This window comes from Streptomyces sp. NPDC003247 (genome assembly GCF_042888135.1).
Taxonomy (GTDB): domain Bacteria; phylum Actinomycetota; class Actinomycetes; order Streptomycetales; family Streptomycetaceae; genus Streptomyces.
Window position 1 is genome coordinate 1001945 of the sequence record NZ_JBIAPF010000001.1, and the last position, 26887, is coordinate 1028831.

Here is a 26887-nt window from a genome sequence, read left to right on the forward strand (position 1 = left end):
CCTGCGTCGGGGCCCTCCGTGCTCATGGCACGGATCGCCCCGTCAGCCGTGGCATGAGCCCCGCCTGCTGTGGCGAGAGCCCCGTCAGCCGTGGCGGCATGAGCCCCGTGCCAGGGGCGCCGGGCGGCCGGCGCCCCCACCCGGCAGGTGTCAGCGCTCCTCGACCGGGACGAAGTCGCGCTCGACCACGCCCGTGTAGATCTGGCGCGGGCGGCCGATGCGGGAGCCCGGCTCCTTGATCATCTCGTGCCACTGGGCGATCCAGCCCGGCAGGCGGCCGAGGGCGAACAGGACCGTGAACATCTCGGTCGGGAAGCCCATGGCCCGGTAGATCAGGCCGGTGTAGAAGTCGACGTTCGGGTAGAGGTTGCGCTGGACGAAGTACTCGTCGGACAGCGCGTGCTCCTCCAGCTTCAGCGCGATGTCCAGCAGCTCGTCGGACTTGCCGAGGGCGGACAGCACATCGTGCGCGGCGGCCTTGATGATCTTGGCGCGCGGGTCGAAGGACTTGTACACCCGGTGGCCGAAGCCCATCAGGCGGACGCCGTCCTCCTTGTTCTTCACCTTGCGGATGAAGGAGTCGACATCGCCGCCGTTGGCCTGGATGCCCTCCAGCATCTCCAGCACCGACTGGTTGGCGCCACCGTGCAGCGGGCCCCACAGGGCGTTGATGCCGGCGGAGATCGAGGCGAACATGTTCGCCTGCGAGGAGCCCACCAGACGCACGGTGGAGGTCGAACAGTTCTGCTCGTGGTCGGCGTGCAGGATGAGCAGCTTGTCCAGGGCGGAGACGACGACCGGGTCGAGCTCGTACTCCTGGGCCGGGACCGAGAAGGTCATGCGCAGGAAGTTCTCGACGTAGCCGAGGTCGTTGCGCGGGTAGACGAACGGGTGACCGATCGACTTCTTGTACGCGTACGCCGCGATCGTCGGGAGCTTGGCGAGGAGCCGGATCGTGGAGAGGTTGCGCTGCTTCTCGTCGAACGGGTTGTGGCTGTCCTGGTAGAAGGTGGACAGCGCGGAGACCACCGAGGACAGCATGGCCATCGGGTGCGCGTCGCGCGGGAAGCCGCGGTAGAAGTTCTTGACGTCCTCGTGCAGCAGGGTGTGCTGCGTGATGTCGTTCTTGAAGACGCTCAGCTCGTCGACGGTCGGCAGCTCGCCGTTGATGAGCAGGTAGGCGACCTCCAGGAAGGTGGAGCGCTCCGCCAGCTGCTCGATCGGGTACCCGCGGTACCGGAGGATGCCCTGCTCGCCGTCCAGGTAGGTGATCGCGGATTTATAGGCGGCGGTGTTGCCGTACCCGCTGTCCAGGGTCACGAGACCGGTCTGGGCGCGGAGCTTCCCGATGTCGAAGCCCTTGTCGCCGACGGTGCTGTCGATCACCGGGTAGGTGTACTCGCCGTCGCCGTACCGCACTACTACAGAGTTGTCGCTCACGTCATCCCTCACCGACGTTGTGCCTCTTCTTCGAGGTTGCCCTGACTGTCTCTACCCTCCCCCATTTGGCGCAGGAGAGTGCACTCGGGGTCGACCATTGGGCTTGTCGGCGGCACTGAGTGCCGCCAGCCTGCTCATCCTGCCGCCTTCACCACGGTTGCGGAAGTGCTCTGTGACCTTCACGACTCATTTGATCGATCATTTTTTACGATGCCGCGGGCCCCGGAGGCCGAAGGGGAGTTCAGGAGCCCGAGAGGCGGAAGTCGAGAGCCGTGCAGCGCCGCCCCGCGGACACCGTGCGCACCGCCTGCCCGATCGCCTTGCGCGAGCCGACGAGGACCACCAGCCTCTTCGCGCGGGTCACCGCCGTATACAGGAGATTGCGCTGGAGCATCATCCACGCGCCCGTCGTGACGGGGATCACCACGGCGGGATACTCACTGCCCTGGGAGCGGTGGATCGTCACCGCGTACGCGTGGGCCAGTTCGTCCAGTTCGTCGAACTCGTACGGCACCTCCTCGTCCTCGTCGGTCAGCACCGTCAGACGCTGGTCGACCGGATCGAGCGAGGTGACCACGCCCACGGTGCCGTTGAAGACGCCGTTCTTCCCCTTGTCGTAATTGTTGCGGATCTGGGTCACCTTGTCGCCGACGCGGAAGACGCGGCCGCCGAACCGCTTCTCGGGCACGTCGGGGCGGCCGGGGGTGACGGCCTGCTGGAGGAGCCCGTTGAGGGTGCCGGCTCCGGCGGGGCCGCGGTGCATGGGGGCGAGGACCTGGACGTCCCGGCGCGGGTCCAGGCCGAACTTCGCCGGGATCCGCCGGGCGGCGACGTCGACGGTGAGCCGGCCGGCCGCCTCCGTGTCCTCCTCCACGAAGAGGAAGAAGTCCTTCATCCCGTCGGTGACCGGGTGCTGTCCGGCGTTGATCCGGTGGGCGTTCGTCACCACGCCCGACTGCTGGGCCTGGCGGAACACACGGGTGAGGCGGACCGCCGGGACCGGGCTGCCGTCGGCGAGCAGGTCGCGCAGGACCTCGCCCGCGCCGACGCTGGGCAACTGGTCCACGTCACCGACGAAGAGCAGATGGGCGCCGGGGGGCACGGCCTTGACGAGCTTGTTGGCCAGCAGCAGGTCCAGCATCGACGCCTCGTCCACGACGACCAGGTCCGCGTCGAGCGGGCGGTCGCGGTCGTAGGCCGCGTCGCCGCCGGGCTTGAGCTCCAGCAGGCGGTGGACGGTCGAGGCCTCGGCGCCGGTCAGTTCGGCCAGCCGCTTGGCGGCCCGGCCGGTGGGGGCCGCCAGGACGACCTTGGCCTTCCGGGCGCGGGCCAGCTCCACGATCGAGCGGACCGTGAAGGACTTGCCGCAGCCGGGGCCTCCGGTGAGCACGGCGACCTTCTCGGTGAGCGCCAGCCGGACGGCGGCCTCCTGCTCGGGCGCGAGGTCGGCGCCGGTACGGCCCTTCAGCCAGGCCAGCGCCTTGTCCCAGGCCACGTCGCGGAAGCCCGGCATCCGGTCCTCGCCGGTGCGCAGCAGCCGGGTCACCTGGGCGGCGAGGGAGAGCTCGGCGCGGTGGAAGGGGACCAGGTAGACGGCCGTGACGATGTCGCCGCCGTCCGGTCCCGGCACCTTCTCCCGGACGACGCCGGGGTCCTCGCCCTCCTCCGCGGGCGCCGCGAGGTCGGCGAGGCACTCGATGACGAGCCCGGTGTCCACCTGGAGCAGCTTGACCGCGTCGGCGATCAGCCCCTCCTCGGGCAGGTAGCAGTGGCCCTGGTCGGCGGACTGCGACAGGGCGTACTGGAGGCCCGCCTTGACGCGCTCGGGGCTGTCGTGCGGGATGCCGACGGAGCGGGCGATCCGGTCGGCGGTGAGGAAGCCGATGCCCCAGACGTCGGCCGCCAGCCGGTACGGCTGGTTCTTCACGACCGAGATCGAGGCGTCGCCGTACTTCTTGTAGATGCGGACCGCGATGGACGTCGACACCTCGACGGTCTGGAGGAAGAGCATGACCTCCTTGATCGCCTTCTGTTCCTCCCAGGCGTCGGCGATCTTCTTCGTGCGCTTCGGGCCGAGGCCGGGGACCTCGATCAGCCGCTTCGGCTCCTCCTCGATGATCGTGAGGGTGTCCACGCCGAAGTGCTGGGTGATGCGGTCGGCGAAGACCGGGCCGATGCCCTTGACCAGGCCCGAGCCGAGGTAGCGGCGGATGCCCTGGACGGTGGCGGGCAGCACCGTCGTGTAGTTCTCCACGGTGAACTGCTTGCCGTACTGCGGGTGGGAGCCCCAGCGGCCCTCCATGCGCAGGGACTCGCCGACCTGGGCGCCGAGCAGTGCGCCGACCACCGTGAGAAGGTCGCCGGCGCCTCTGCCGGTGTCGACCCTGGCGACCGTGTAGCCGTTCTCCTCGTTGGCGTACGTGATCCGCTCCAGGACGCCTTCGAGCACCGCGAGCCGCCGCTCCCCCGCCTGCGCGGAGGCCCCCGCCTGATCGGTCATGCCCCGACGCTACAACGGGGGTCTGACATCACGATCCGGTCTCGGGGTCTTGCACCTCGCCGTGTAATCGATTCCAATCCTTCCTGTCGCGCATGTAAACGATTCCACGAGGAGGTGGAGCGGCGATGGCGAGCATCAAGGACGTCGCTGCCGAGGCGGGCGTCTCCGTCGCCACGGTGTCGAGGGTCCTCAACGACCATCCGTCGGTCAGTGCCGACGCCCGCACGCGCGTGCTGGCCGCCGTCGAGGCGCTGGAGTACCGCCCGAACGCCGTCGCCCGGTCCCTGCGCACCGACCAGACCCGCACCCTCGGCCTGGTCATCAGCGACGTGCTCAACCCCTACTTCACCGAACTGGCCCGCTCCGTCGAGGAGGAGGCCCGCGCGCTCGGCTACAGCGTCATCATCGGCAACGCCGACGAACGGCCCGACCTCCAGGACCACCACGTACGCACCCTGCTGGACCGCCGGATCGACGGGCTGCTGGTCTCCCCCACCGACGGCGGCTCGCCGCTGATGCTGGACGCCGCGCGCGCGGGGACGCCGATGGTCTTCGTCGACCGGTGGATCCCGGGCGTGGACGTGCCGGTGGTCCGGGCGGACGGCCGGACGGCCGTCCGGGACCTGGTCGCGCACCTGCACGGGCTGGGGCACCGCAGGCTCGCCATCATCGCGGGCCCGGCCGCCACCACCACCGGCAGCGAGCGCGTCGAGGCCTTCCGGGCCGCGATGGCCGAGTACGGGCTGCCCCTGCCGGACGCCTACATCGGGCAGGGCGACTTCCAGGCGGCGAGCGGGCGGCGGGTCACCGAGGGCTTCCTCGACCTGCCGGAGCCGCCCGAGGTGGTCTTCGCCGCGGACAACCTGATGGCGCTGGGCGCCCTGGACGCCGTACGCGCGCGCGGGCTGCGCGTTCCCGACGACATCGCGCTCGCCGCGTTCGACGACATCCGCTGGTTCGTGCACACCGATCCGCCCGTCACGGCGATCGCCCAGCCGACGGGCGACCTGGGGCGCGCCGCCGTGCGCGCGCTCGTCGACCGCATCGAAGGCCGGCCCGGCGAGTCCGTCACCCTCCCCGCCCGTCTGGTCGTACGCCGCTCGTGCGGCGAGGACCCCGCAAGGAACAGGAGCCGGTCGTGAGCGACGCGGACGACTTGCTGCGCATCGAAGGCATCCGCAAGAGCTTCCCGGGTGTGGTCGCGCTCGACGGCGTCGACTTCGACCTGCGCCGGGGCGAGGTGCACGTCCTGCTCGGTGAGAACGGCGCGGGCAAGAGCACCCTCATCAAGACGCTCTCCGGCGCCCACCGCCCCGACGCCGGGCGGATCCTGGCCGGCGGCGAGGAGGTGCGCATCCACGGGGCGCAGGACGCCGAGCGCCTCGGGATCGCCACCATCTACCAGGAGTTCAACCTGGTCCCCGATCTGACGGTCGCGGAGAACATCTTCCTGGGCCGGCAGCCGCGCCGCTTCGGGATGATCGACCGCAAGCGGATGGAGGCCGACGCCGCCGTCCTGCTGGAGCGGGTCGGGGTGGACGTGTCCCCCGGCGCGCGCGTGCGCGAACTCGGCATCGCGCGGCTCCAGATGGTCGAGATCGCGAAGGCGCTGAGCCTGGACGCGCGCGTGCTGATCATGGACGAGCCGACCGCGGTGCTGACCTCCGAGGAGGTCGAGAAGCTCTTCGCGATCGTGCGCAGGCTGCGCGAGGACGGCGTGGGCATCGTCTTCATCACCCATCACCTGGAGGAGATCGCGGCCCTGGGCGACCGGGTCACGGTCATCCGGGACGGGAAGTCCGTGGGCCAGGTGCCCGCCTCCACGCCCGAGGACGAGCTCGTACGGCTGATGGTGGGCCGCTCGATCGAGCAGCAGTACCCGCGCGAGCGCGCCGACCGGGGTGCCGCCCTGCTGTCCGTGGAGGGCCTCACCCGCGACGGCGTCTTCCACGACGTGAGCTTCGAGGTGCACGCCGGTGAGGTCGTCGGCATCGCGGGGCTCGTCGGCGCCGGCCGTACCGAGGTCGTCCGGGCGGTGTTCGGGGCGGACCCGTACGACCGGGGAGCCGTGAGCGTCGGGGGCGCGAAGGTGCCCCGGCACGACGTGAACGCGGCGATGGCGGCCGGGATCGGACTCGTCCCGGAGGACCGCAAGGGCCAGGGACTGGTGCTCGACGCCTCCGTCGCGGAGAACCTCGGGCTGGTGACCCTGCGGTCGGCCACCCGGGCCGGTCTCGTCGACCTCAAGGGCCAGCGGGCGGCCGCCGCGCGGATCGCCGGGCAGCTCGGCGTGCGGATGGCCGGACTCCACCAGCACGTGCGCACCCTCTCCGGCGGCAACCAGCAGAAGGTCGTCATCGGCAAGTGGCTGCTCGCCGACACCCGGGTGCTGATCCTCGACGAGCCGACCCGCGGCATCGACGTCGGCGCCAAGGTCGAGATCTACCAGCTGATCAACGAGCTGACGGCCGCCGGCGCCGCCGTCCTGATGATCTCCAGCGATCTGCCCGAGGTGCTCGGCATGAGCGACCGGGTGCTGGTGATGGCGCAGGGCCGGATCGCCGGTGAACTCCCGGCCGACCGGGCCACCCAGGACGCCGTGATGGCACTCGCCGTCAGTTCCCCCACCCCTACGACCGATGCGGAGGCCGGCCGTGGCCGCTGACACCCTCAAGAGCACGACGGGCGCCGGTGGCGCCGCGGCGGTCCGCCGCCTGCTCCTCGACAACGGCGCGCTCACCGCGCTGATCGTCCTCGTCATCGCCATGTCGGCGCTGTCGGGTGACTTCCTGACCACCGACAACCTGCTCAACGTGGGTGTCCAGGCGGCCGTGACCGCCATCCTCGCCTTCGGCGTGACCTTCGTGATCGTCTCGGCGGGCATCGACCTGTCCGTCGGCTCGGTGGCGGCCCTGTCGGCCACCGTGCTGGCGTGGAGCGCCACGTCCCACGGGGTGCCGGTGGTCCTCGCCGTCGTCCTCGCCGTCGCCACCGGCGTGGCGGCCGGTCTGGTGAACGGTTTCCTCATCGCGTACGGGAAGCTGCCGCCGTTCATCGCGACGCTCGCGATGCTGTCGGTGGGCCGCGGTCTGTCGCTGGTGATCTCCGAGGGCTCCCCGATCCCCTTCCCCGACTCGATCTCGCACCTCGGCGACACCCTCGGCGGCCGGATGCCGGTGCCCGTGCTGGTCATGGTCGTCATGGGGCTGATCGCCGCGTTCGTGCTGGGCCGGACGTACATCGGCCGCTCGATGTACGCCATCGGCGGCAACGAGGAGGCGGCCCGGCTGTCGGGGCTGCGCGTCCGGCGGCAGAAGATCGCCGTCTACGTCCTGTCGGGTGTGTTCGCGGCCGTCGCGGGCGTCGTGCTCGCCGCCCGGCTGTCCTCCGCGCAGCCGCAGGCCGCCGACGGCTACGAGCTGGACGCGATCGCCGCGGTCGTCATCGGCGGCGCCTCGCTCGCCGGCGGGACGGGCAAGGCGTCCGGCACGCTGATCGGCGCGCTGATCCTGGCGGTGCTGCGCAACGGCCTCAACCTCCTGTCGGTCTCCGCCTTCTGGCAGCAGGTCGTCATCGGTGTCGTCATCGCGCTGGCGGTGCTGCTGGACACGGTGCGCCGCAAGGCCGGGGCGACCCCGGTGGCGGCCGGCACCGGCGGGAACAAGGGCCGGCAGGCGGTGACGTACGGGCTCGCGGCCGTGGTCACGGTGGCGGTCGTCGGTGCGACCTCGCTGCTGCACGGCGGTTCCTCGCAGGCCGCGAACCCGAGGGTCGGGCTGGCGCTGTCGACGCTGAACAACCCGTTCTTCGTGCAGATCCAGTCCGGCGCGCAGGCCGAGGCGAAGCGGCTGGGCGTGGACCTGACGGTCACCGACGCCCAGAACGACGCCTCCCAGCAGGCCAACCAGCTCCAGAACTTCACCAGTTCCGGCTACGACGCGGTCGTCGTCAACCCGGTGGACTCCGACGCGGCCGGGCCGGCCGTGCGCGCCGCGGACCGGGCGGACATCCCGGTCGTCGCGGTCGACCGCGGCGTCAACAAGGCGACGGCGGACACCCTCGTGGCCTCCGACAACGTCGCCGGCGGCGAGCTGGCCGCACGGACGATCGCCGAGAGGCTCGGCGGCACCGGGAAGATCGTGATCCTCCAGGGGCAGGCGGGCACCTCGGCGGCCCGGGAGCGGGCGGAGGGCTTCGCCAAGGGGCTGAAGGCCTACCCCGGCATCCGGGTCCTGGCCCAGCAGCCCGCCGACTTCGACCGCACCAAGGGCCTCGACGTGATGTCGAACCTGCTCCAGGCCCACCCGGACGTCCAGGGCGTGGTCGCCGCCAACGACGAGATGGCGCTCGGCGCGGTCAAGGCGCTGGGCTCGAAGGCCGGAAGGTCCGTGCAGGTCGTCGGCTTCGACGGCACCCCCGACGGTCTCAAGGCCGTCGAGCAGGGGACGCTCTACGCGTCCGTCGCGCAGCAGCCGTCCCAGCTGGGGAAGATCGCCGTGGACAACGCCCTGAAGGCGCTGCGCGGCGAGAAGGTCGAGCAGACGGTGAAGGTGCCGGTGAAGGTGGTCACGAAGGAGAACGTGGCCGGGTTCAGCGGCTGACAACGGCGAGCGGGCGGGCGGTCACCCTGGCGGGGACGCCCGCCCCGAGCCACGTATCAGGGTACGTATCAGGGGAGTTCTTTCATGTACGACCACGACCTTCTGGTCGTAGGGTCGGCCAACGCCGACCTGGTGATCGGCGTCGAGCGCAGGCCCGGCGCCGGTGAGACGGTCCTCGGCTCCGACCTGGCCGTCCACCCCGGCGGCAAGGGCGCGAACCAGGCCGTCGCCGCCGCGCGCCTCGGAGCCCGTACGGCCCTGTTGGCCCGGGTCGGCGACGACGCCCACGGCCGGCTGCTGCTCGACTCGCAGCGGGCCGCCGGGGTCGACACGGCGGGTGTGCTGGTGGGCGGGGCGCCGACCGGGGTCGCGCTGATCACCGTGGACCCGTCGGGCGACAACAGCATCGTGGTGTCACCGGGCGCGAACGGCCGGCTGACACCGGAGGACGTGCGGGCCGCGGCCGGCCTCCTCCACACCTCGCGGGTGGTGTCGGCGCAGCTGGAGATCCCGCTGGAGACGGTCGTGGAGGTCGTACGGAACCTGGCGCCGGGCACCCGTTTCGTCCTGAACCCCTCCCCGCCGCGGGTGCTGCCGGCGGAGGTGCTGGCGGCCTGCGACCCGCTGATCGTCAACGAGCACGAGGCCAAGGTGATCCTGGGCGGGACGGGGGTGAGCGGGGAACCCGAGGACTGGGCGCGGGTCCTGCTCGCCGAGGGGCCGAGGTCGGTGGTGGTGACGCTGGGCGCGGAGGGCTCGCTGGTGGCGTCGGCGGAGGGGGTCGTACGGATCCCGTCGGTGAAGGTGGACGCCGTGGACACGACGGGCGCGGGTGACTCCTTCACGGCGGCGCTGGCGTGGAGGCTGGGCGCGGGCGCGTCGCTCGCGGAGGCGGCGGCGTACGCGGCACGGGTGGGGGCGGTGGCGGTGACCCGGCGGGGCGCGCAGGAGTCGTTCCCCACGCCGGAGGAGGTCGAGGCCCTGTGAAGAAGGCCGGGATCCTCAACCGACAGCTGTCCGGGGCGCTGGCCGAGTTGGGGCACGGGGACGGGGTGCTGGTGTGCGACGCCGGTATGCCGATCCCGGACGGGCCGCGGGTGGTCGACCTCGCGTTCCGGGCGGGGGTGCCGTCGTTCGCGGAGGTGGTGGACGGGCTGCTCGCCGAACTGGTCGTGGAGGGCGCCACGGCGGCCACCGAGGTCCGGGAGGCCAATCCCGCGGCGGCGGGGCTGCTGGAGCGGCACTTCACCCGGTTGGCGTATGTCTCGCACGAAGAACTGAAGGCGCTGTCGGCGGGCGCGCGGCTGGTGGTCCGCACGGGCGAGGCACGGCCGTACGCGAACGTGCTGCTGCGGTGCGGGGTGTTCTTCTGACTCGCCGACCTGCTGAACCGCTGACCTGCTGAATCGCTGACCTGCTGAACCGCCGCGACATGCTTCGAGGGGCCCGGTCCGTCGACCAGGCCCCTCGGCTTTCCCCCTCCCCCTGTCGAAACCCCCTGAGATCCCCCCGGATCCCCCTCCAAGAGTCCCGACGCCCTGTACGACACACGGAGGACGGGAAGGGTTGCACGGCTTCAGGAAATTTCCCGACGGGCGATATGCCCGACATGTGACTCATGATGTGGTCGTCCCCTCCCCCTCCCCCAAGGAGTACGACCATGTCCGAGACGACCGAGCGCGAGATCGGCCCGATCGGGATCGGCGATCCGCTCGCCGCACCCACCCACCCGATCGACGTCCCCGATCACGACGTGTGGGACCAGGACATCGACAAGGGCTTCGCCTGGGTCTTCTACGCCGGTGAGGAGCGCCGCCTCACCCAGCCGGTGATCATCGCCGACGGCTTCAACCACGGCAGGAGCGAACTCGACAAGCTCTACCGGTTCCTGGAAGGCGAGGACTATCCCTTCATCAGCGAACTCCGCCGGAGCGGCCGGGACGTGATCCTGCTCGGCTTCGACGAGCGCACCGCGTCCATCCTGGAGAACTCGAAGGCGGCCGAGGCCACCATCCGCAAGGCCATCGAATGCCGCGACGGAAACGAGCGGCTGATCGTCGGCGGCTTCAGCATGGGCGGCCTCATCACCCGCTACACGCTCGCCCGGATGGAGACCGACTTCCACGAGGACGAGCACCAGACGGGCGTGTACTTCTCGTTCGACACCCCGCACCGGGGCGCCACCATCCCCATGGGCGTCCAGGCGTTCTCGTACATGCTGTACCCGTTCGGCCAGAACGAGTTCGCGCTCCAGATGAACAGCCCGGCGGCGCGGGAGATGCTCTGGCGGCACTACGACAACGCCACGGGGAAGATCGACGTGGCCCCGGAGCGCAAGGCGCTGCTGGACGAGCTCGACCGGGTCGGCAACTGGCCGCAGATCCCACGGCGGATCGGTGTGGCCAACGGCCGGGCCGACGGCGTCGGACTGCCCTCCGTCAACCCCGGCGACGTCGCGCTGCGGCTGCTGACGCTCTTCGGCGGCACCACCTTCTACATCCAGGCCCAGGGCGACGCGACGTCCGCCTACCTTCGCCGGCTCGTCCCGCCGGCCGAGAAGACGATCACGACCGAGGGCTTCCCGGAGCTGGACGGCGCTCCGGGCGGCACCCTCCGGACGTACGGGATCCTCGACGAGGCGATCAGGGAGAAGAAGGGCCAGACCGAGCTGCACCACCCGGAGATCTGTTTCGTGCCCTCGGTCAGCGCGGTCGACATCGGCGACTTCGAGAACCAGCGGGACCTGTACGCGCGGGTCGACGAACTGGACCCCTCCGACAGCGGGTTGCACGCGTTCCTCTGTTCGTCGACCACGACACCGCACACCCTCCCGACCGAGGAGCTGTGCACCTGGCTGATGAGGGAGTTCGACGCCTGAACCCCCGCGGCAGCGCCGTCCGCCCGCTCACTCCGGGCGGACGGTGTCTTCCGGGGTGGCGCACTCGCCGCCTCCCACCTCCGTGTCCGGGGCCGCGCCGTCACCCTGCTCCAGCCGCGCTCCCCGGCTCTCCGCGACCCGCCTGACGTCCCGCAGGGACTCCGTGAGCCGGCGGGCGAGATACGTCAGTTCACCGCTGGACACCCCGTGCTCCGCCAGGAGCGCGTCGGCGTGCTGGAGGAGCTCGTCGGCCATGTGGAGCTGGATGCCCTCGATCTCGTCGGCGAGGCGCGAGACATGGCCCGTGCCGTCGCCGACGACGTAGCAGGGTTTTCCTTCGGGGGTCGGCCAGGGCAGCAGCCGTGCGCCCTTCACTCTCCGCCCCCGTCACGGGGGAGGAACAGGGAGCCGACCCCCACTCCGAGCGCCCTGGGGGGTGCGGGCGGGGGTGGTTCCACCCGGCGGCGCCTGGATCGCAGGGCGAGGACCATCCGGAACGGCCTGAGTGACCTGGCGAACACGGACATCAACCTGCTTTCTTTCGGTTGCACTCTGTCGTGAATCCCTCACAGAGTGCGGTCACCTGCCGCTACGCTTCCAGTGCCTGAGGATTGACACGACACACGTCAAGTTGGGGGTCGGCAGGATGACGAAGCCTCGAACGCCCCGCACGCAGCGGGAGAAGTACGGCGAGGAACTGAGGCTGCGGCGGACCACCGCGGGCCTCACCCAGGAGGAACTCGGCGACCAGGTCGTGTGCTCGCCCACACTGATCAGCCACTTCGAGGCCGGGAGACGGCTGCCGAAGCCGGATGACGCACAGCGGATCGACCGGGCGCTGGGGACGGACGGGTTCTTCATGCGCTGGCTGGAAGACCTGGAGTCGAAGTACGCGGACCACTTCGCGGCCGCGGCCGAGCTGGAGCAACAGGCCACCCTGATCCAGCAGTTCGCGCTCTCCCTGGTACCGGGCGTGTTCCAGACGGACGGCTACGCGCGTGCCGTGTTCCGCGCGTACCAGCCGAACCACACGTCGGAGGAGCTTGACGAAGCCGTCGTCAATCGAACAAAGCGTGCCCGGATTCTCGACGGGCCGTTGAACCCGGTCGTCTGGACGCTGCTCGACGAGTCCGTGCTGCGGCGCTGTGTGGGCGGTCCGGAGGTCATGGCCGAGCAGTTGCACAAGATCGCGGATATGGCCGAGGCGGGGCGGGTGCGGCTGCATGTGCTTCCGTACGGCGTCGGGGCGCACGCCCTCATGGAGAGCTACCTGACCCTCATGAGCTTCGAGGACTCTGCCCCGGTGGCCTACGTCGAAGGCTTTCTCACCGGCCACTTGATGGATGACCCGGCAGTGGTGGCAGCCAGCCAGACGGCCTACGCTCTAGCACTGAGCGACGCGTTGTCGCACCAGGAGTCAGTGGCCCTCGTCAGAGCGGCAGCGGAGGAACACGCACATGGTCAGCAGTGAGCACACGGTCTCCGACTCGTCCACGCTCACCGGGTGGTACAAGTCCAGCTACAGCGGCGGCGGTCAGGGCGACTGCCTGGAAGTCGCCCGTGGCCACGCCACCGTCCCCGTCCGTGACAGCAAGGCACCCAGTGGTCCGGTGCTCGTCTTCTCGGCGGGCGGCTGGGCCGCGTTCGTCGGGGCCGTGCGGGACGGGCGGGTCAGTAGCTGAGGCCCCGGAAGTGCAGGAACGCGGCCCGCAGTTCGGCATCGAGGAGGAGGCCGAGGACCTCCTCCTCCCCCGCGAACAGGTCATCGGCCGCCGGATGGCCTGACTGGTGGAACATGGCGACCAGTACGTCGACGAGGGGGCGGTTCCAGGAGACCCGGACGATCTCCTTCGCCTTGTCGCGTTGCCCCTTGTCCATGGCCAGGCGCCACAGCTCGGTGGAGTGCCTGGCCGTCGCGTAGGCGTCCCTGCGTCCCTTGACCAGGACCGCTCTCGCGTTGAGGCCGAACACCTCGATACAGGCCCGTCCCCGGTCGGTCAGGCCCCGGTACGTTCCGAGCGGGAGCACCAGCCGTAGGTGGTCCAAGGGGTCCTCGGCCGTCGGGTCGACGAGCAGAGGGCTGCCGTCGGCTCCGGTGGGGAAGAGGTTCCGCTTCTGGTTGCTGTTGCAGAACGAGCAGGCGAGCAGATGGTTGAGCCAGTCGAAGGTACGCAGCGGAGCGAGGCTCTTCGGCTCGAAGTGGTCGATGTCGGTGCCCTGGCCGTCACCGCAGTACATGCAGCGTTCGCGGCCGGGAGCCATCTCCGCAAGCCCGGCGACGAGGGCGGGGCGGACCTGCCGGCGGTTCGCCCAGAGTTCCTTCGCCCTGTCCTTGCGTTCCTTGTCCGTGGCCTGCTGCCGGATGTCGTCGGTGTAGCCCTTCAGCAGTTCCGTCGTGACCGACGACAGGAGCGCACGCCGAAGCCGGATCACTCCTCTTCGTCCTTCGGGCCATCGGCGATCTCCTCCGCGATCCGGTGGAGGTGCGCATTCATCTCGTCCAGACGGGCCGACGGCGAGCTGGCGAGCCGCTCCTTCAGTTCCCGGTAGCGGGCGAGCGACTCGGCGGACGCGGCGCCGTCGTAGACCTCCGCCTCCAGCTCCACGAACTCCGCCCGCGTCTGCTCGGCCCGCTCGGAATAGGGGGTGTCGAGACCGAACAGGTCGGAGAGAACCGCGTCGTCGCCACTGCCGTACACCACCCGGTCGTAGAGGTCCTGATCGATGACCTCGGGCGGGCGTGCCTCGTCCACGCCGGGCAGCCGGATCAGGCCGCCGGGATCCGCGGCCTGGCAGATGTAGGGGCTGTGCGTGGTGACGATGAACTGGACGTGTGGGAAGTGAGCGGTCAGCCACGGGCCGATACGGCGCTGCCAGGACACGTGCAGGTGTGCGTCGATCTCGTCGATGATGACGACGCCGGGGACGAGGCGGAGCAGTGTGGTCTCGCCCAGGGCGGTGAACGGCGTGTCTCCGAAGGTGTCGTGGATCTGCTTCAGGATGTCGACGACCAGCGCAGCGACGGTTCTGAAACCGTCGCTCATCTCCCGCAAGGGGAAGCGCTGCCCGTCGCGGGTGACCCACAGGCCCTCGGAATCGACATCCTCCACGCGGTATCCGTCCGGGAGCAGTCCGTCACCGAGGACTGCCAACGCCGCGTTCTTGAGTTCCTCGGCGCCCTGCCTTCCTTCGAGTGCGCGCAGGTGCTGCTCGATCAGCCAGGCGACACCTTCGGCAAGTGACGCGTCTTCGTGGAACAAGCTTGCCTGCCGGGCCACCGGGCCGGAGGCCAGCATCAGCCGCTGCACCTCGCCCGAGCCCCCCGCCATGCGCCGGAACGGGCCATAGGCCGCGCAGAACCAGCCCACCGGGTTGTCGGCCCACGGCCCTCTCTGCGCCGGACTGGCGCTCGCCGCCTTTGCGCTGTGCCTGATCTCCTCCAGCGCAGGCTGGGCGCCCTTGCGGCTCGCGACTCCTTCCGCCGGTGCCGTCCACTTCAGCCCTGCCCGGAACGTGTTCAGAGTCCGGCCTGAGGCAGTGAACCCGTCGAAGTGCTGGTGCCTGACGATCTCGGCCACCACAGTGCCCGAATCCGCCCCTCGGGCAATCCAGTTCTCGAATCCCTGGACAAGACCGCGTGCGGCCACCGGCCCGCTCAGCGCGAGTGCCAACGCCCGCAGCAACGTCGTCTTCCCTGAGCCGTTCCGCCCGGCGAGCACCGTCCACCCGGCATGACTGCCGTCGGGGCGGGTCAGGGTCAGGTCGACCTGACGGGGTCCGTGGAAGGACTTGATGTCCTGCACCTTGATCCGGCTGACGTGCATGCGTGTCGACATCCGTTCGCTCGGGTATCCCGACCGATCCTACGGCCGACGGTGTGCCCGACCCGGTGCGGCCTCAGGGCCGGGCACACCCCGGCGTCATCCGCGCGTGTGGGCGACGAACCGCTCGGCCGTCCTGGCCGGCACCTCCCGTCCGTCCCGTGCCCACAGCCCCTCGTTGAACAGCTCCACCTCGATCGCGCCCGAGTAGCCGGCCGCCTCCACGTACGCCTTCCACTCCCGCATGTCGATCGCGACGTCGCCGATCTGGCCGCGGCCGTTGAGGACGCCCTCCGCGAGGGGGTGGTCCAGTCGGCGGGGGTCGTACGGTCTCCCGGGATTTTTTCTCCGCACCCCGACGGGTGCGCCGCGCGGCCGGGATGTTGGAGAATCGCCGCAGGTGACGGGGGCCGCCGGGCCCGCTGTCCCGCCCCGAGGACGCCTGCCCCACCCCGGATCGGACGGGGTGGGGCAGGTTCACGCCGGGGTCGGCGCGGGGCTCAACGCCGGTCTCGGCGCCGGGTGTTGGTTCAGCGGACGGTGACGGAGACCGCCTTGGACGCGGTCTTGCCGTTCACGACGCGCAGGGTCTGCACGCCCTTCTTGGTGAACTTGTCGGTGAGCTTGTAGGCGCTCTTGCTGACCGTGGCGGTCTTGGCGACGGCGACCCACTTGGTGCCCTGCTTGGTCTGGAGCGTGACCTTGCTGCCGTCCTTCAGGCCGGTGGTCTTGCCGGAGAGCGTGACGACCTGACCGACCTTGACCTGGGGGGCGCTCGCCTGGAGCGTGATGGTGGGGGTGGCGGCCTTCGGGGCGGCCACGGCGGCGCCGGCGCCCGCGGCGACCAGCGCGGCGGACACCACGGAGACGGTGGCGAGACGTGCGTTCATAGCAAACTCCTTGGTTTTCATCTGTTTCCCGAGAGGGATTCGAGAATGATCCAACAAATCCCTCTCTCAGCTTCCTCTCATGGCAGAGCAAGCTGAATCCACGCATTTCCGAGCGCGCGGCTCTTCCCTGCGGTGGACCCGATCCTACAGACACGACCAGCGGAGATACGGTTCCCGACGGCCCGGATAAACTCGAACAGACAGCAGAATCACAGGAAAGTTTCCCTTTACACGCACCCTGATCTGCGGCAATAAAGAAAACCTGTGTAAAGACGACTCTCACCTTTGGATCCGGACATGGAACGGCCCCGCCCGGACAACGCTTGCGGGGCGGGGCAGAAGCCCGGACGCACAGCGGTCCCGAACCCCGTTCAGGATGCCGTCGAAGCGCGCCGGAGATGCGCGGTGAGGTTCCGCAGCACGGTCCGCGAGTGGGTGCTGGTCCCGTCGCCCAGCAGGTAGTGCACGGCCGGCTCCGCCCGCGAACCGAGTTGCCTGGTGTGCGGCCCGTCGGGTGCGTGAAGGGCGCGGGTGAGGCCGATGGCGCTCACGTCCCGTGCCCCGAGGGTGAAGGAGAGGGGGGTGGGCGGGCCTTCCAGGAGGGGCGGGACGGTGAGGTCGGCGCGGGCGGCGCGCAGTGTGGTGAGCATCGTCGTGAGGTGGTGCTCGTCGACCAGGTGCGCGGCGAGGGACTCGACGGCGTCCAGGGGGACGTCCGCGGCGGACGCGTATCCGGCCGTGAGCGTGACGTCCTGGGCGACGCCGGCCGTCGTACGCGAGACGCGGAGGGTGGCGACGGCCGGGCGGTCCGGGGCGCCGGCCGCGACGAGGTGGGTCGGTGCCGGGGAGCGTTCTCGGGCCAGGTCGGTCACCTGGTGCGGGGACCAGGGCAGGTTGACCGGCTCGGCGGTGCCCCAGCCGACGGGCGGAGCGCCGGTCAGGTGACGCCAGGCCGTCTCCAGGCCGAGGCCGAGAGTCAGGCCGGCGTCCGGGGCGTGGACGGTGCGGAAGGTGACGGTGAGCTGATGTCCCGGGCCGGCGCCGGACGGTTGTCCGTAGGCGTCGGCGACCGGGGCGCCGGTCGGCGTGAACGTACCGCCCTGCCAGGCGAGGGGGACGCCGGACAGGCCGTCGTAGTAGCCGCCGCGCGGGTCCCGCACCACCCACCGGTTGGGCGCGCCCCCGAGCGCTCGCCGCAGCGGGAGCGTGAGGCGGGCGCGGGCCGGGGTGACGAGGTGGAGGGCACGGCCGGCGGTGGCGGACGTGCGCAGGATGTCGGCGAGCCAGGTGGTGAGGGCGAGCACGGGACGGTCGGAGAGGACGACGGCCGTCGACTCGGTGAGGACGTCGACGGTTTCCGGCAGGTCGGGTGCCGCCGGTTCCTCAGACACGTCCACCGAGCGTGTCGTGGCCGCCCCTCGCGGCCACACCGCACCGCCGAGCAGGGTCGTCAGCCGCCCGCCGACCGATCGCGCGAGTACCTCCGCTTCGGGCGCGGCACTCGACGCACGGATCTCCGTCCACCAGTAGGGCACCGGCGGAGCCGGCACATCGGGCCCGAGGAGGCGTTCGGCCTCGCCCGGCGTGTGGACGAGGAGCGGGGCCTCGACGGACACCAGGGGACGGCCCGCGCGGTCGCACAGACGCAGGACGGCGCCGTCGTCGGCCGCCACCAGACCCAGCTCGGGGCCACCCGCGAAGAGTCCGGCCAGCAGGGAGCGGAGGTCGGGCGTCTTCGGGGTGAGGACGATGACGTCTGCGGACATATGGGTGCCTCCATCGGATCAGACGCAGGTCATCGCTGCGGACTAATTCAGGACCTGGACGGACGCACCGCGGCTGTTGAGCCATGACTCCAGATCGCGGCCCGCCAATTCACGGTGCGAACCGTCCTCGTCAACGCGCGCCGGACCATACACGGTGCCGGAAAGACCGCATACGGCAGTGTGTTCGTCGAGAAATACCTCAAATGACGTCTGTGCCACCGATGCGTCGCTCAGATCAGCACCCTCGAGGTGTACGTCGACAAACGTGGCTCCGTTGAGGCGCGCAGCACGGAATGACGCCGAGCGCGCGTCGACGTCGGCCAGGTCGGCGCTTCCCAGATCAGCCTCGATGAGCACAGCGGACCGCAGGCTGGCTCCATCCAGTACGGCCTTCACAAGAGAGGAACGACTGAGGTCGGCCCGTTCCAGAACCGCGTTTTCCAGGTGCGCGCGGTACAGGTCGGTTCCGACCAGGACGGCATCGACGAGACGGCTTTCACTGAAAAGCCCCATGCCCAGGTCGGCGTCGGTGAGATCGACTCCAGAGGCGTCGAGGCCGGACAGGTCGACAGTAGTGTCCTCCTGCCCGGACCACGACCGCAGCTCGGCAGCAGCATCGGGATCCGCGGGCATCGCACGCACACTCCGGCGTACGTCACGGATACCAGACAACTCGATCACTCCAACCGTTGTTCTCGACAATCGCCCTCACATCGTCGATTGCCGCCTGATTCGCGTTGCGCATGTCGAGGATGACCACACGGCCTCGAACCTCGATCTGCTTTCTGAGCTTCACTACCCACGTTTTGTTGTTCGCCGGGTCATATGCCCCCTTGAACGGGAGCGATTTGTCACGGACATCGTTCAGCGGCGGCCAATCGGAATGGACACCCTTGATGTCATAGAAAGTTCCGGTGCTGGGCGAGTAAAGATCCCCCTGGTCCGCTCCGGGCGGCCGCTGAATATCGGCGGGAAGTCTTCCGGACTCACGCAGATCGATCGCCACTCTCGCTTCGTCCATCTCCGACGGTTTGATCTTACCCTTGTGATCGGGATCGTGTTTCATCTCGTCGAAGTCCTCACGATAGCGCTCCGCAAGTTCGTGAAGGTGCTCGTCATGGAGGGTCCGCTCAGCGGGGGTCAGCTCTGTGGGCGGTGTGTTTCCGTCGCCATCCGGGGCGCCATGTCCAGTGGACGTGTCGTGAGTTCCGTGGCCCTCACCGATGGAGTTACCACGGTCCGCTCCGGTACCGCCGACGGGGTGGACCTCCGCCCCTATCCCATGGCCAGGGTTGGTCATGGCCCCAGCCGGGGGATCAGAGCGGGAAGCACCCGTGTCCGGCCCATGGCTGCCGTCGCCGATCGAGGCAGACCCCACGTGAGCATGGGCCCCCTGACGTTCCCCGGCGGATCGCTCAGCGGCTTCCAGGGCGGAGCGATCACCGGCGGAGGCTTCGTGCACGGCTTCCGACGTGTGCTGGTGGAGGGTGCCGTCCGCGTTGAGGAGGTGGCCCTCGTCGGTGAGGTAGACGATCCTGCCGGTGGCGTCGTCGACGTAGGGGATGGCGTTGTCGGGGATCTCGGGGGACCGTACGGCGTCGGCCTGTCGGAGCAGGTCGAGTGTGGCGCCGGAGTCCAGTCTCCTGAGGGTGCCGAAGGCGTCCCCGACCTTGCCGAGGGCGAAGGTGCCCGCCTTGCCGACGTACGTGAACGGGTCGACGGCCCGGCCCACCTTGCCCGCGGCCGACAGGGCACGGGCCGCCGCGGACGTCTTGGCGGCGCCGGATGCCGCCGCGCCCGTGCCCTCGGTGCCCAGGGCCGTCAGTACGTTGAAGGTGACGGCACCGGCGGCGCGGGACGGGTTGGTCTTCCAGGTGTCCCAGGCGACAAGGCCCTTGACGGTCTGCTGGTAGGCGGTGCGGGAGTCCCGCAGCCAGGAGGGGAGCTTCTCCTCCGGCAGCAGCCACCAGCTGCCCAGGGTGGCGCTGGTCAGGGCCGACGCCGTGGCGAGCTGGGCCAGGCTCTTCCACGCCTCGCCCGCCGCGTCCGAGCCGTCCGCGCCGAACAGGGTCCCCACCCCGTGCACGGTGGCCATCACGCCGTCGGTCCAGAAGCCGTCCCAGACCTGTCCGGCCTCGTGGGTCAGCCACTCCCAGCCCTCGTACTCCCGCTCCGCCGGGGCGCCCCACGGCGTCTCCGGCGCGTGGTCCAGGTCGTCGGCGCGGTAGCCGTACATGTGCTCGCCGTGCGAGCCGTCGTCGACGGTGGTCTTCGAGCCGCCGACCAAGGCGGTGATCTTGTTGTGGCAGGCGCGTTCGGCGGCCTGGAAGGCGGCGACCGTGTGGTTGACGTCCCGCCAGAGTTCGTTGTTGCGGTCGACCTTGTCCTGGTCCTCGCGCCAGTCGTCGTCCCCGGACAGCGACTGGACGAACGCCGTGGCGTCCACCTTGAGCGTCGCCAACCGGTCTATGAGGGGCTGGACCTCGGCGCCGTAGTCGGACAGCGCCGAGGCCACCTTCTCCAGGTCGTCGGCGAACGCGTCCGCCTTCGCCTTCACCGGCTGCGTGGAGGACAGCAGATCGCCGGCCTCCGGGGCCCGGTAGACGGCGGACAGGCCCTGGAAGGTGGTGTGCACGTCCGCGCCGGACGCCCGGAACTGGGCCGCGTTCGCAGTCAGCAACATCACGTCGGTGTCCAGGGTGGACAGGTCCCCGATGAAGTGCGGTATTCCGGACGGGTCGATCAGCGTTGCCCCGTCGCTCACTTACCGGCCCCCGGCAGGTCGACCTTCGACTCCTTGGCCGCTTCCCGTTGCGCCGTGGCCGCCATCGCCAGGTCGCCCTCGACATAGTGCCCGGTGGCCTCCGCGGCGCCGTTCAGGGACTTGGCCGCGCGTTCCGCCAAGTACAGGAGATCATGGCTCCAGTGCTGGAGGAACTCGCCCAGTGCCGCCCCCACCAGCCCGGCCGTGCTGCTGTACGGCCCGTACTGGCTGGTGATCGTCCCCGCCGCCGAGGCCGCCTCCTCCAGGTTCCCCTGCATCGCCTGGCCCGTGTCCGACAGGTTCTTCGCCGCCGTGCCCGTGTTCTGAAGCACGCCGCGCACCCCGACGACGTCGATGTCCCAGCCCGTCACACCGCTCCCCGTTGCCTGTGATGTCCGCCGCACGTCGAACGTATTATCGCATGAGCGGTTGCAAACTGATGGAACGTCAGACGGCCGCCGGATGTTTTGCGCCATCCGGCGGCCGTCCGTGTTCCCGGGAATGCGGAGTCAGAGAACGTGCTGGGTGAACCTCTCCGCCGTTTCCGCCAGCACCTCCCGTCCGTCCCGGGCCCACAGACCGTCGTTGAACAGCTCGACCTCGATCGCGCCCGTGTAGCCGGCCGCCTCCACGTACGCCTTCCACTCGCGCATGTCGATCGCGCCGTCGCCGATCTGGCCTCGGCCGTTGAGGACGCCCTCCGGGAGGGGGGTGGTCCAGTCGGCGAGCTGGAAGGTGTGGATGCGGCCGCCGGCGCCCGCCCGCGCGATCTGCTCGGGAGCGGCGTCGTCCCACCAGATGTGGTACGTGTCCACGGTCACGCCGACCTGGTGCGCGGGGAAGCGTTCCGCGAGGTCCAGGGCCTGGGCGAGGGTGGAGACCACACAGCGGTCGGAGGCGTACATGGGGTGGAGCGCCTCGATGGCCAGGCGCACGCCCCGGGACTCCGCGTAGGGGCCCAGCTCGGCCAGCGCGTCGGCGATGCGTTCGCGGGCGGCGCGCAGGTCCTTGTTGCCGGCGGGCAGGCCGCCGGAGACCAGGACGAGGGTGTCCGTGCCGAGGGTGGCCGCCTCGTCGACGGCGCGGCGGTTGTCGGCGAGGGCGGCGGCCCGCTCGTCCGGGTCGATCGCCGTGAGGAAGCCGCCGCGGCACAGTGTCGTCACCGTCAGGCCCGCGTCGCGGACCAGCTTCGCGGACTCCTCCACGCCGAACGCCTGCACCGGCTCGCGCCACAGGCCGACGTTGCCGACGCCCAGGTCGCGGCAGGCGTCGACCAGTTCGGGCAGGGACAGCTGCTTCACCGTCATCTGGTTGATGGAGAAGCGGGACAGGTCCGGGTCGCTCACTGGGTCACTCCGTACAGGGCGAGCAGGGTCTTCATCCGCTCCTCGGCCAGCTTGGGGTCGGGGAACAGGCCCAGGCCGTCGGCGAGTTCGTAGGCGCGGGCGAAGTGCGGGAGGGAGCGGGCCGACTGGAGGCCGCCGACCATGGTGAAGTGGCTCTGGTGGCCCGCCAGCCAGGCCAGGAACACCACGCCCGTCTTGTAGAAGCGGGTCGGGGCCTGGAAGAGGTGGCGGGAGAGCTCGACGGTGGGGTCCAGCAGCTCCCGGAAGCCGGCCGTGTTCCCCGTGTCGAGGACGCGGACCGCTTCGGCCGCCAGGGGGCCCAGCGGGTCGAAGATGCCGAGCAGGGCGTGGCTGAAGCCCTTCTCGTCGCCCGCGATCAGCTCGGGGTAGTTGAAGTCGTCGCCGGTGTAGCAGCGGACCCCGTCGGGCAGCCGGCGGCGCAGGTCGATCTCGCGCTGCGCGTCCAGGAGGGAGACCTTGATGCCGTCGACCTTGTCCGGGTGCGCGGCGATGACCTCCAGGAAGGTGTCGGTGGCCGTGTCGAGGTCGCTCGACCCCCAGTAGCCCTCCAGGGCCGGGTCGAACATGGGGCCGAGCCAGTGCAGGACGACCGGCTCGGAGGCCTGGCGCAGGAGGTGGCCGTAGACGTCGAGGTAGTCCTCGGGGCCGTTCGCCGTCGCGGCCAGCGCGCGGGAGGCCATGAGGATCGCCTGGGCACCCGACGCCTCGACGAGGGCGAGCTGCTCCTCGTAGGCGGCGCGGACCTCGGCGAGGGTGCCGGAGACGATCTGGTCGGTGCCCACACCGCAGGCGATGCGGCCGCCGACGGCCTTCGCCTCGGCGGCGCTGCGGCGGATCAGCTCGGCCGCGCCCGCCCAGTCCAGGCCCATGCCGCGCTGGGCGGTGTCCATCGCCTCGGCGACACCGAGTCCGTGGGACCACAGGTGGCGGCGGAAGGCGAGGGTGGCGTCCCAGTCGACGGCGGCCGGTGAGTCGGGGGTCGTGTCCGCGAAGGGGGCGGCGACGACGTGGGCCGCCGAGAAGACCGTGCGGGAGGTGAAGGGGGCGCCCGTGGTGAGGGCGAGGGGCTCGGTCCGGGGCTCGTACGTGCGCAGGGCCCCCGTGGCGTCGGGGAGTCGGACGGTCACAGCGCGATCTCCGGGACGTCGAGGCGGCGGCCCTCCGTGGAGGACTTCAGGCCCAGCTCGGCGAGCTGGACGCCCCGGGCACCGGCCAGCAGGTCCCAGTGGTAGGGGGCGCCGGCGTAGACGTGCTTGAGGAACAGCTCCCACTGGGCCTTGAAGCCGTTGTCGAACTCGCCGTTGTCGGGGACCTCCTGCCACTGGTCGCGGAAGACCTCGGTGGCGGGGATGTCCGGGTTCCAGACCGGCTTGGGGGTGGCGCTGCGGTGCTGGACGCGGCAGTTGCGCAGGCCGGCGACGGCGGAGCCCTCGGTGCCGTCCACCTGGAACTCGACGAGCTCGTCGCGGTTGACGCGCACGGTCCAGGAGGAGTTGATCTGGGCGATCGCGCCGCCCTCCAGCTCGAAGATGCCGTAGGCGGCGTCGTCGGCGGTGGCGTCGTAGGGCTTGCCGTTCTCGTCCCAGCGCTGCGGGACGTGGGTGGCGGTGAGGGCCTGGACGGACGTCACGCGGCCGAACAGCTCGTGCAGGACGTACTCCCAGTGCGGGAACATGTCGACGACGATGCCGCCGCCGTCCTCCGCGCGGTAGTTCCAGGAGGGGCGCTGGGCGGCCTGCCAGTCGCCCTCGAAGACCCAGTAGCCGAACTCGCCGCGCACGGAGAGGATCCGGCCGAAGAAGCCGCCGTCGATGAGCCGCTTCAGCTTGAGCAGGCCCGGCAGGAACAGCTTGTCCTGGACGACGCCGTGCTTGATGCCGGCCGCGTCCGCCAGCCGGGCGAGCTCCAGGGCTCCGTCCAGGCCGGTCGCGGTGGGCTTCTCGGTGTAGATGTGCTTGCCGGCCGCGATCGCCTTCTTGATCGCCTCCTCGCGGGCGGAGGTCACCTGGGCGTCGAAGTAGATGTCGATCGTCTCGTCGGCGAGGACCGCGTCCAGGTCCGTCGAGACGTGCTCCAGGCCGTGCCGTTCGGCGAGCGCCCGCAGCGCGTGCTCGCGGCGGCCGACCAGCACCGGCTCCGGCCACAGCACGGTGCCGTCGCCGAGGTCGAGGCCGCCCTGTTCGCGGATGGCCAGGAGGGAGCGGACCAGGTGCTGGCGGTAGCCCATGCGCCCGGTCACGCCGTTCATGGCGATACGCACCGTCTTGCGTGTCACGTCGGTCCCTTCGTAGGCGTCGTACGCAGCGTTCGTGGGCGCTCGTACGCGGTTGTGCGCGCCGCGTCCGCCTCGTCACTGCTCAGCGTTACAGCAAGCGCTTTCTATCTAGTGAGAAGCTAGCCTCTGAGCAGCGGTCCGGACAAGACCGTGTCCATCCCGAGTTGTTCGAGGAAGCGAACGGCGGGCGTCCACGGCCTTAAGGTCTGCTCGACACGCCGCGTCATGCTCGGAACCGTGGCCGCGGCCGGCCTGTCTACCAGGACGTACGACGACGTACGACGAGATGTGCGACCGGAGGACGACGAGATGACGGTGACCCTGGCATGACGGTGACCCTGGCGGACGTGGCGGCCCGAGCGCAGGTCTCCCCCGCGACGGTGTCGCGCGTACTGAACGGCAACTACCCCGTGGCCGCGTCCACCCGCGAGCGGGTGCTGCGGGCCGTGGACGAACTGGACTACGTGCTCAACGGCCCCGCCAGCGCGCTGGCCGCGGCCACGTCCGACCTGGTCGGCATCCTGGTCAACGACATCGCCGACCCCTTCTTCGGGATCATGGCGAGCGCGATCCAGGCGGAGATCGGGGGACCGGGCGGCAGAGCCGGCGGCGAACGGCTCGCGGTGGTGTGCAACACCGGGGGCTCGCCGGAGCGGGAGCTCACGTACCTGACCCTGTTGCAGCGGCAGCGGGCCGCCGCCGTCGTCCTCACCGGCGGTGCCGTGGAGGACGAGCCGCACGTGGCGGCGGTGGCGGCGAAGCTGCGCCGGCTGGAGGAGGCGGGCACCCGGGTGGTGCTGTGCGGGCGCCCTCCCGCGCCCGACACCGGGGCGATCGCGCTGACCTTCGACAACCGGGGCGGCGGACGGGAGCTGACCGAGCATCTGCTCGGGCTCGGACACCGCCGGCTCGGCTACATCGCCGGCCCCGAGGAGCGGACCACCACCCGGCACCGGCTGGAGGGCCACCGCGCGGCGCTGGCGGCCGCCGGCATCGAGGAGGACCCGCGCTGGACCGTCCACGGCCGCTACGACCGGCAGGCCGGCTACGAGGCGACCCTGGAACTGCTGCGCCGGGACCCGTCCCTGACGGCGGTCGTCGCGGCGAACGACTCCGTCGCACTGGGTGCCTGCGCGGCGCTGCGGGAATCGGGGCTGCGCATCCCTGAGGACGTCTCCGTGGCCGGTTTCGACGACCTCCCCTTCAGCATCGACGCGGTGCCCGCCCTCACGACGGTACGGCTGCCGCTGGCGGAGGCGGGGGCCCGGGCCGGGCGCATCGCCATGGGGCGCGAGGAACCGCCGCCCGGGGGGATCGCCACGGCCCGGGGGGAGTTGATGGTGCGGGGGTCTTCGGGGGGGCCTCGGGAGTAGGGGGGCGGGGGGCGGGGGGCCGGAGGTTGGGGGGGCGGGTTCCGGGGTTTCGGGGGCCGGGGTTCGGAGGCTTGGGTGCCGGGGGCCAGGGTTCCTGGGACTTGGGGGCCGGGGGCCTGAGGCTTGGGAGCCCGAGGGCTTGGGGGCCGGGGCCAGGGTTCCTGGGACTTGGGGGCCAGGGGCCTGAGGCTTGGGGCCCGAGGGCTTGGGGTCAGGGGGCCCGGGGCCTCCGGGGACGGGGTTCTCTGGGGCCTCGGGCAGTGATGGGCGGCCCGTTCTCGTGCGGACGCCGCTGGGCGAGGGGCTGGTCGACGACTCGGGGCTCCTGCGGGTACCCCGTGGTGATCGGCGGCGGCGAGTAGGGTCCCCGGGTATGAAGCTCGCGTTCTCCACCCTCGGTGTTCCCGGTCTGCCCCTCCCCGACGTGCTGCGGCTCGCGTCCGCGCACGGCTACCACGGCGTCGAACTGCGCGCCCACCCGGAGGAGCCGGTGCACGCCGGCCTGTCCCCGGCGCAACGGGCCGATGCCGCCGCCCTGTTCCGGGCGGCCGGCGTCGAGGTCCTGGGACTGGCCGGGTACGCGCGCGTGGCCGCGCCCGGTGAGGACGGGCCCGTGATCGAGGAGGTGCGCGAGCTCGTCGGCCTCGCCCATGACCTCGGCGCGCCCTTCGTCCGCGTCTTCCCGGGCGCCGGCGCGGAGCAGTCCCCCGACGAGGCGGACGCCGTCGCCGCCCGGCGCCTCGGAACCGCCGCCGAGTACGCCGCCGACCTCGGCGTCCGCATCCTGCTGGAGACCCACGACTCCCACCGCACCGGCGCCGCCGCGACGCGCGTCCTCGGTCTCGTCGGCCACCGGCAGGCCGGTGCGCTGTGGGACGTGATGCACACCTGGCTCGGCGGCGAGCAGCCGCTCGACACCTACGCGGCTCTCGCGCCGTACCTCGGATACGTGCAGGTCAAGGACATCGCCTCGACCGAGGACACCACCCCGCTGGCACTGGGCGCGGGGGTGCTGCCGCTCGCCGAGTGCGTGGAGGTCCTCGCGCGGCACGGGTGGGACGGGTGGCTGTGCTGGGAGTACGAGAAGCGGTGGTACGAGACCGCCGAGCCGTTGGAGGGGCTGCTGGACGCCGGGCGCGAACACCTCCGGCGGCTGCTGAACGAGTCGGCGTGAGCACGGGCCGGCCGTCGGCGGCGACGGATTGGCGGTCG

At 70.8% G+C, this 26887-nt stretch carries 23 protein-coding genes and 1 pseudogene; 10 read left to right on the forward strand and 14 right to left on the reverse strand.

From position 1 onward, the window contains the following. Window positions 1-150: 150 nt before the first annotated feature. A complete protein-coding gene (locus ACFYWQ_RS04220) occupies window positions 151-1440 on the reverse strand; it encodes a citrate synthase (RefSeq protein ID WP_385062554.1) in 1290 nt (429 codons plus the stop codon). A gap of 241 nt (window positions 1441-1681) precedes the next feature. After that, window positions 1682-3940 carry an ATP-dependent RecD-like DNA helicase gene (locus tag ACFYWQ_RS04225; RefSeq protein WP_389512609.1) on the reverse strand — a complete coding sequence of 753 codons (2259 nt, stop codon included), beginning with the start codon at window positions 3938-3940 and terminating at the stop codon, window positions 1682-1684. 125 nt (window positions 3941-4065) lie between these two features. On the opposite strand from ACFYWQ_RS04225, the gene ACFYWQ_RS04230 reads away from it, so the two are divergent. From ACFYWQ_RS04230 to ACFYWQ_RS04255, 6 genes are all read left to right on the forward strand, one after another. Continuing rightward, window positions 4066-5082 carry a LacI family DNA-binding transcriptional regulator gene (locus ACFYWQ_RS04230; protein ID WP_389512611.1) on the forward strand — a complete coding sequence of 339 codons (1017 nt, stop codon included), beginning with the start codon at window positions 4066-4068 and terminating at the stop codon, window positions 5080-5082. Further along, entirely contained in the window at window positions 5079-6605 is a 1527-nt protein-coding gene (locus tag ACFYWQ_RS04235) for a sugar ABC transporter ATP-binding protein (RefSeq protein ID WP_389512613.1), read from the forward strand. Before ACFYWQ_RS04230 ends, ACFYWQ_RS04235 begins: the two co-directional genes overlap by 4 nt. Beyond that, window positions 6595-8541 carry a substrate-binding domain-containing protein gene (locus tag ACFYWQ_RS04240; RefSeq protein ID WP_389512614.1) on the forward strand — a complete coding sequence of 649 codons (1947 nt, stop codon included), beginning with the start codon at window positions 6595-6597 and terminating at the stop codon, window positions 8539-8541. Before ACFYWQ_RS04235 ends, ACFYWQ_RS04240 begins: the two co-directional genes overlap by 11 nt. A gap of 84 nt (window positions 8542-8625) precedes the next feature. After that, window positions 8626-9528: a ribokinase gene (locus ACFYWQ_RS04245; RefSeq protein ID WP_389512616.1), complete on the forward strand. Its 903-nt coding sequence runs from the start codon at window positions 8626-8628 to the stop codon at window positions 9526-9528. Then, window positions 9525-9914: a D-ribose pyranase gene (gene rbsD / locus ACFYWQ_RS04250; protein WP_389512617.1), complete on the forward strand. Its 390-nt coding sequence runs from the start codon at window positions 9525-9527 to the stop codon at window positions 9912-9914. Before ACFYWQ_RS04245 ends, rbsD begins: the two co-directional genes overlap by 4 nt. 287 nt (window positions 9915-10201) lie before the next feature. Beyond that, a complete protein-coding gene (locus ACFYWQ_RS04255) occupies window positions 10202-11419 on the forward strand; it encodes an esterase/lipase family protein (RefSeq protein WP_389512619.1) in 1218 nt (405 codons plus the stop codon). 27 nt (window positions 11420-11446) lie between these two features. Here ACFYWQ_RS04255 and ACFYWQ_RS04260 read toward each other — a convergent pair whose 3' ends face one another. Then, window positions 11447-11794, reverse strand: coding sequence for a hypothetical protein (locus ACFYWQ_RS04260; RefSeq protein ID WP_389512620.1), 348 nt, complete (start codon window positions 11792-11794; stop codon window positions 11447-11449). A 271-nt stretch (window positions 11795-12065) separates the two neighbouring features. Here ACFYWQ_RS04260 and ACFYWQ_RS04265 point away from each other — a divergent pair, with 271 nt between their 5' ends. Both ACFYWQ_RS04265 and ACFYWQ_RS04270 read left to right on the forward strand, forming a co-directional pair. Then, the gene (locus ACFYWQ_RS04265; protein ID WP_389512622.1) at window positions 12066-12890 is read left to right on the forward strand and encodes a Scr1 family TA system antitoxin-like transcriptional regulator; all 825 of its coding nucleotides are present in this window, start codon (window positions 12066-12068) and stop codon (window positions 12888-12890) included. Next, entirely contained in the window at window positions 12877-13101 is a 225-nt protein-coding gene (locus ACFYWQ_RS04270; RefSeq protein WP_389512623.1) for a DUF397 domain-containing protein, read from the forward strand. Before ACFYWQ_RS04265 ends, ACFYWQ_RS04270 begins: the two co-directional genes overlap by 14 nt. Here ACFYWQ_RS04270 and ACFYWQ_RS04275 read toward each other — a convergent pair. The 11 genes and pseudogenes from ACFYWQ_RS04275 to ACFYWQ_RS04325 all read right to left on the reverse strand — a co-directional run bounded on the left by ACFYWQ_RS04275 (window position 13091) and on the right by ACFYWQ_RS04325 (window position 24302). Continuing rightward, window positions 13091-13852 (reverse strand): HNH endonuclease, encoded by a 762-nt coding sequence (locus ACFYWQ_RS04275; RefSeq protein ID WP_389512625.1) that lies wholly within the window; start codon window positions 13850-13852, stop codon window positions 13091-13093. The genes ACFYWQ_RS04270 and ACFYWQ_RS04275 overlap by 11 nt on opposite strands. Beyond that, a complete protein-coding gene (locus tag ACFYWQ_RS04280) occupies window positions 13849-15243 on the reverse strand; it encodes an AAA family ATPase (RefSeq protein ID WP_389512627.1) in 1395 nt (464 codons plus the stop codon). Before ACFYWQ_RS04280 ends, ACFYWQ_RS04275 begins: the two co-directional genes overlap by 4 nt. Before the next feature lie 96 nt (window positions 15244-15339). Next, window positions 15340-15557: pseudogene (locus ACFYWQ_RS04285) on the reverse strand (sugar phosphate isomerase/epimerase); the annotation flags it as partial. A 213-nt stretch (window positions 15558-15770) separates the two neighbouring features. Continuing rightward, window positions 15771-16130, reverse strand: a complete 360-nt coding sequence (locus tag ACFYWQ_RS04290) for a hypothetical protein (protein ID WP_385062543.1) — start codon at window positions 16128-16130, stop codon at window positions 15771-15773. A 371-nt stretch (window positions 16131-16501) separates the two neighbouring features. Continuing rightward, window positions 16502-17896 carry a DUF6177 family protein gene (locus ACFYWQ_RS04295; protein WP_389512629.1) on the reverse strand — a complete coding sequence of 465 codons (1395 nt, stop codon included), beginning with the start codon at window positions 17894-17896 and terminating at the stop codon, window positions 16502-16504. 42 nt (window positions 17897-17938) lie between these two features. Further along, window positions 17939-18529 (reverse strand): pentapeptide repeat-containing protein, encoded by a 591-nt coding sequence (locus ACFYWQ_RS04300; RefSeq protein ID WP_389512631.1) that lies wholly within the window; start codon window positions 18527-18529, stop codon window positions 17939-17941. Between the two features lie 22 nt (window positions 18530-18551). Then, window positions 18552-20660, reverse strand: coding sequence for a hypothetical protein (locus ACFYWQ_RS04305; protein ID WP_389512633.1), 2109 nt, complete (start codon window positions 20658-20660; stop codon window positions 18552-18554). Beyond that, window positions 20657-21031: a DUF6507 family protein gene (locus tag ACFYWQ_RS04310; protein WP_389512636.1), complete on the reverse strand. Its 375-nt coding sequence runs from the start codon at window positions 21029-21031 to the stop codon at window positions 20657-20659. Before ACFYWQ_RS04310 ends, ACFYWQ_RS04305 begins: the two co-directional genes overlap by 4 nt. 138 nt (window positions 21032-21169) lie before the next feature. After that, window positions 21170-21967 carry a sugar phosphate isomerase/epimerase family protein gene (locus tag ACFYWQ_RS04315; RefSeq protein ID WP_389512875.1) on the reverse strand — a complete coding sequence of 266 codons (798 nt, stop codon included), beginning with the start codon at window positions 21965-21967 and terminating at the stop codon, window positions 21170-21172. A 35-nt stretch (window positions 21968-22002) separates the two neighbouring features. Continuing rightward, window positions 22003-23154: a dihydrodipicolinate synthase family protein gene (locus ACFYWQ_RS04320; RefSeq protein WP_389512637.1), complete on the reverse strand. Its 1152-nt coding sequence runs from the start codon at window positions 23152-23154 to the stop codon at window positions 22003-22005. Further along, window positions 23151-24302, reverse strand: a complete 1152-nt coding sequence (locus tag ACFYWQ_RS04325) for a Gfo/Idh/MocA family protein (RefSeq protein WP_389512638.1) — start codon at window positions 24300-24302, stop codon at window positions 23151-23153. The genes ACFYWQ_RS04320 and ACFYWQ_RS04325 overlap by 4 nt, the downstream gene beginning before the upstream one ends. A 326-nt stretch (window positions 24303-24628) precedes the next feature. Here ACFYWQ_RS04325 and ACFYWQ_RS04330 point away from each other — a divergent pair, with 326 nt between their 5' ends. Next, window positions 24629-25675 carry a LacI family DNA-binding transcriptional regulator gene (locus tag ACFYWQ_RS04330; RefSeq protein WP_389512639.1) on the forward strand — a complete coding sequence of 349 codons (1047 nt, stop codon included), beginning with the start codon at window positions 24629-24631 and terminating at the stop codon, window positions 25673-25675. 373 nt (window positions 25676-26048) lie between these two features. After that, window positions 26049-26849 carry a sugar phosphate isomerase/epimerase family protein gene (locus tag ACFYWQ_RS04335; RefSeq protein ID WP_389512640.1) on the forward strand — a complete coding sequence of 267 codons (801 nt, stop codon included), beginning with the start codon at window positions 26049-26051 and terminating at the stop codon, window positions 26847-26849. Window positions 26850-26887 lie beyond the last annotated feature (38 nt).